General features: G+C 63.3%; 5 protein-coding genes. 1 reads left to right on the top strand and 4 read right to left on the bottom strand.

What is annotated here, in order from left to right; all coding sequences use genetic code 11:
• A partial coding sequence (locus tag RFM40_RS33155; RefSeq protein WP_320279018.1) for a formate--tetrahydrofolate ligase occupies positions 1 to 140 on the top strand: 140 nt, incomplete at its 5' end.
• A gap of 559 nt (positions 141 to 699) precedes the next feature.
• Here RFM40_RS33155 and RFM40_RS33150 read toward each other — a convergent pair.
• The 4 genes from RFM40_RS33150 to RFM40_RS33135 all read right to left on the bottom strand — a co-directional run.
• Complete coding sequence (locus RFM40_RS33150) at positions 700 to 1329, bottom strand: sarcosine oxidase subunit gamma (RefSeq protein ID WP_320279017.1); 630 nt, start codon at positions 1327 to 1329, stop codon at positions 700 to 702.
• Complete coding sequence (locus RFM40_RS33145) at positions 1322 to 4384, bottom strand: sarcosine oxidase subunit alpha family protein (protein ID WP_320279016.1); 3063 nt, start codon at positions 4382 to 4384, stop codon at positions 1322 to 1324. The genes RFM40_RS33150 and RFM40_RS33145 overlap by 8 nt, the downstream gene beginning before the upstream one ends.
• The gene (locus RFM40_RS33140) at positions 4381 to 4689 is read right to left on the bottom strand and encodes a sarcosine oxidase subunit delta (protein ID WP_320227097.1); all 309 of its coding nucleotides are present in this window, start codon (positions 4687 to 4689) and stop codon (positions 4381 to 4383) included. Before RFM40_RS33140 ends, RFM40_RS33145 begins: the two co-directional genes overlap by 4 nt.
• Positions 4690 to 4706: 17 nt before the next feature.
• On the bottom strand, positions 4707 to 5308 hold a 602-nt coding region (locus RFM40_RS33135), incomplete at its 5' end, for an FAD-dependent oxidoreductase (RefSeq protein WP_320279015.1).

Below are 5308 nucleotides of genomic sequence, written 5' to 3'. Positions count from 1 at the left end.
GCGAGGTGAGACTCTCGGCCGGCGCCGGCTTCGTCGTCATCATCTGCGGCGAGATCATGACCATGCCCGGCCTGCCCAAGGCGCCGTCCTCGGAAAAGATCTTCCTCAACGAGGCAGGCCAGATCGAAGGCCTGTTCTAAGGCGTGTTGAGGTCCAGGTCAGGCCGCGCCGAAAATGCCGGATTTCGAGAACCGGCCTACGCCGGCCGTAGCCTTCATAGGACGGAGACATTTATGAGGACTTCGGCCGGCGAAGGCCGGAGCGGGGCGTACCCAAAGTACGTGAGCACCGGACTATGCCGGCCGTAGCCCTGACTGCTACGCAACTCTCATTTAACGAGTGCTTCGGCCGGCGAAGGCCGGAAGCGCAGGAAATCGGCGTTTGCTGGCCGGCATCACCTGAAGATCGATACGCCTTAGGGAAATCCGTACTCCCCAAGGCGCAAGATCACGGAGCGCCCCTCAAGTCTTGGCACGATGTGCCAAGACTTTTTTGGCCGTTGCCAGGATGTCGCTAAAGCGTTCATATCTCATTGCTTTGACGCAACTCCAGACTGAAACCGCTACGCATTTTTCCTGGAATTGCTCCAAGTCAAATCAGCACGGTAGCAGTACAACGCCGCTGCGCGATCAACACGCAACGGCGAACAGCCTCGTCGAAATGCGTTGTCTCAGCCGAGGTGCAATCGGCCTCGCAGGACTATGCGGCGTGAGCTAACGATGCCTGAACCCCATACTCAACGGCGGCATCCTGGATCGTATGCCAAAGGCTGTCGGCGAAACTGGTGAAAACGAGGATGTGGAAGACGGCGTGCCCGTCCGCGCCATCAACCTCGCGCCAGATATTCGTCGCCGTGTGGTCGATCGAGGTTGTCGCCGCAGCGCCCGAAGGAAACGCCCGGTCATCCAGATCCAGCGAGCAAAACTTCGCCAGCGCCTGACGGACGCGCGGTCCGCCAATCCGGATCAGGCAGCGCCCATCCGACTGATCGGAGAGCGATGCGACGCCGGCAAAGGCATCCGACAGTTTGGAAAAGTGATTCTCCTCCGAACGTGCAGAAAAGGCGATGAACTGGTCTGGGCCTGACCAGATCAGCGTAGCATACCGACCCGCCGCCGTGCCCGGAGTGCTCGGCGGCTCGACGCCAAACACCTTCTTGGCTGCCTTAACTGTCTCGACCACTTTGCCGCGCCGAGCCATGACCTGAACAATGCTGATGTCGCGCACCTCTTCCAGCATCACGCCGACTTGCGTACCGGTCACGCCATGGTGACCTGGGACGAGCGCGCGCTCCAGCGGCGATTGGGTGTTCCACGAAAAATCAGCCACGCTGGCGCACTCCTTCGGGATCGTAGAAGATGGGGCTGCAGATCTCGGCCTCGTAGTCCTCGCTCCGCAGCGGGTCATGGATGCCGACGATCTCGCCGGTTCGCTCGCGTCCGCGTTCGACAAGACCAAGGCCGATCCATTGGTCGAGCACCGGCGAGAAGCAGACCGATGTAACGTAGCCCTGGTCTGTTTGCGGACCTGGAATCGCTCCTTTGGGTATGACGTGGGCGCCGGAACGCAAGCGGCGTGCCCGGTCGACTGGCTTTATCCCGACGACAACTTGGCGGCTCGGGGCCGTCAATGCCTCGCGCCCAGCCATGACGCGACCTATGAAGTCCTTCTTCTTGGACATCATCTTGCCGAGACCGAGATCATCGGCCGTGGTTGTGCCATTGAGTTCGGGTCCTGCGACATGCCCCTTCTCGATGCGCATGACGCCGAGCGCTTCGGTGCCGTAGGGCGTAACCCCGTAGGGCTTGCCAGCGATCATCAGGTTCTCGGCCATCGCCGCGCCGTAGCGGGCCGGAACCGAAATCTCGAAGGCCATTTCGCCGGAGAACGAGATGCGGAATAGGCGAGCGGTCACGCCTCCGCGCAGCTTGACTTCGCGGACGCCCATGAACGGGAAGCCCTCGTTCGTCAGATCTTCCGACGGATCGACCAGGGCCTGCAGCAGTTTGCGCGTGTTCGGCCCGGCGATCGAGAACTGCGCCCACTGGTCGGTGGCGCTGGTCAGCTGCACATCGAGTTCCGGGAACAGCACCTGCCGACAGAATTCGAGATGCTGCATTACCGGACCGGCCTTGGCCGTAGTCGTCGTCAGGAAATAATGGTCTTCGGCTAGGCGCGAGGTCGTGCCGTCGTCCATGACGATGCCGTCTTCGCGCAGCATCAGGCCGTAGCGCGCCTTGCCCACTGCGAGCGAGGAGAAGGCGTTGATATAGACCCGATCGAGGAAAGTGCCGGCGTCCGCGCCGCGCACGTCGACCTTGCCAAGCGTGGAGACGTCGCAGAAGCCGACACCGTTGCGCACGGCCAGCACTTCGCGGGTGACCGATTCCAACCAGTCTTTCTCGCCGGCGCGCGGATACCATTGCGCGCGCTTCCAGAGGCCTGTGTCGACAAACACTGTACCCTGTTTGGCGGCCCAATGATGCGATGGCGTCAGCCGGGTGGCATGGAAATTCTCGTCGCGGTAGTGACCGGCGAAAGCACCAATGGCGACGGGCGCGTATGGCGGACGGTAGATCGTCGTGCCGGTCTCAGGAATGGTGCGGCCGCTTGCTTCCGCCATGATCGCGAGGCCGTTGATGTTGGACGTCTTGCCCTGGTCGGTCGCCATGCCGAGCGTGGTGTAACGCTTCAGATGCTCGACGCTCTCGAAGCCTTCCCGCTGCGCCAAGGTCACATCGGATGCGGTGACGTCGTGCTGGAAATCGACGAACGCCTTGCCCTTGCCTTTGACATGCCAGAGCGGCGTTATGGAATAGGCCTCATCGTCGGCTTTCGATGCCTCTCCCGGCTTCCCGGCAGCGCCGCATTCGGCCGCCGCCCTGGCACCCGCGCTGTGCCCATCGCGGAGGCAGGCGCCGAGCGAGAGCTCACCATTGGCAGCACCGGCCGTGGCCATCCCCTTCGGCGCGTTGCCCGGCACGAAGGCCGCAATATCCTCGCGCCAGATCGGCTTGCCGCGATGGAAGCAAGACAGACCGACATTCGGGTTCCACCCTCCCGAAACAGCAAGGCAGTCCGTATCTATACGCTGCGTTAGGCCGTTCTTGTCGTTGGTCACGAGGATGCTGCGCACACCGTCAACGCCGCCCTTGACGTCGGAGACGACCCCGGCGAGCACGCGCAGATCGTAAGTATCGACAAGCCTCTGGTATTGCACCGGCACCTCATGCCGAGGGTCGATTACCGCCACGACGTGGGCACCTGCCCGCTCGATGGTCTCGACCGTGCGCCAGCCATCGTCATTGTTGGTAAACAACGCCACACGCTTACCTGGCAGAGCCGCAAAACGATTGACATAGGTGCGGACGGCGGATGCCATCATCACGCCTGGCCGATCGTTGCCAGAAAAAACGATCGGCCGCTCAATCGCGCCGGCGGTCACCACCGAGCGCTTGGCAACGATGCGCCAAATCCGCTGCCGCACCTGATGACGATCCGGCATAGCGACGTTGTCGCTGACGCGCTCGAGCGCTGCGTAAGTGCCACCATCATAGACGCCGAAAAGGGCAGTCCTGGTCATGATACGCACATTGGGCAAAGAAACGAGTTCGCGAGTCGCGCGACGCAGCCATTCCCTGGCGTCCAGGCCATCGATCTCGCCGCCGTCACTGAGCAGACGGCCACCGATCAGGGAGTCTTCTTCAACGAGAATGACGCGCGACCCGGCCCGGCCGGCGGCAAGCGCCGCCGACAGGCCGGCGGGACCGGCACCGACCACGAGCGCATCGCAGTGAGCCCATGCCTTGTCGTAGTGGTCTGGGTCCGGTAATTCGGCGCTGTTGCCGAGGCCTGCAGCGCGGCGGATCATCGGCTCGTAGATCGCTTCCCAGAACCTCGCCGGCCACATGAAGGTCTTGTAGTAGAAGCCCGCGACGAAGATCGGGGCGAACAACTGGTTGATCGACATCAAGTCGCGACGCAGCGACGGCCAGCGGTTCTGGCTGTTTGCGATCAGTCCGTCATAGAGTTCCTGCGTGGTCGCCCGCGTGTTCGGCTCGCGTCGGGCGCCGGTGCGCATCTCGACGAGCGCGCTCGGCTCCTCCGAGCCGGCGGTGACGATGCCGCGCGGGCGGTGATACTTGAACGACCGCCCCACGAGCTTGACGCCGTTGGCGACGAGCGCGGAAGCCAGCGTGTCCCCGGCAAACCCGGTCATGGTCTTGCCGTCGAATGAAAACTGGAGCGGCGACCGGCGGTCGATGATGCCGTCACTGGGCAGCCGGTGTGACTGGCTAGCGGGCTTAGCCCCTTTGCGAACGTTAGCCTCGATCGGCGCAGTCCTGGCGAGCGGCTCGGATTGCGAATAGCCAGACATGGTCATTCTCCTGCCCTCACCGCTGAGGCAGCGCCCGCACCCGGAGCCGCCGTCACGGAAATGAATTCATGGGTAACCGTGTTGCGCTCGGCCACCAGCCAGGAGCGACAGCCGCCGCCGTGGTACCAATATTCGCGCATCACACCCGCTACATTGTCGCGCAGGTAGACGTAGTCGTAGAAGGCATCCTCGATACGCTCGGGACTCTCCCCGCCATCGACTGCGAAGTTGGGCCGTTTGGGCGCGGCATCGCCAAGATAGGTGAACTCGCCGTTTTCGCGTTCGCCGCAGAAGGGACATGCAATACGCATTCCGCCAGTCTCGCTTTTCAGTGAAGGTTCGGCTGGGCACCTTGGCCCTTTTCATCGATCATCGCGCCGCGGCGGAATCGGTCGAGCCGGAACAGCGCGGCCTCCGGATGCGCCTCGTCGCGCGCCAGGAGATGGGCGAAGACGAGACCCGATGCCGGCGTCGCCTTGAAGCCGCCATAGCACCAGCCGGCGTTGAGGTAGAGGCCGTCGACCGGCGACTTATCGATGATCGGCGAGCCGTCCATCGACATGTCCATGATGCCGCCCCACTGCCGCAGCATGCGCACGCGGCCGATCATCGGCATGATGGCCATGCCGCCCTCGCAGACATCCTCCATCACCGGCATGTTGCCGCGCTGGGCGTAGGAGTTGTAGCCGTCGAGATCGCCACCGAAGACCAGGCCGCCCTTGTCGGACTGGCTGACATAGAAGTGGCCGGCGCCGAAAGTGATGACGCCCGGAATCAACGGCTTGATCGCTTCGGAAACGAAGGCCTGCAGCACGTGGCTTTCGATCGGCAGGCGCAGTCCGGCCATCGCCGCGACGCGCGACGAAGAACCAGCCACCGCCATGCCGACCTTGCCGGCGCCGATCCGGCCGCGCGAGGTCTCGACGCCGG

Source organism: Mesorhizobium captivum, from assembly GCF_033977165.1.
GTDB classification, from domain to species: Bacteria; Pseudomonadota; Alphaproteobacteria; order Rhizobiales; family Rhizobiaceae; genus Mesorhizobium; species Mesorhizobium captivum.
This window is presented reverse-complemented; position numbering and strand designations above follow the sequence as displayed.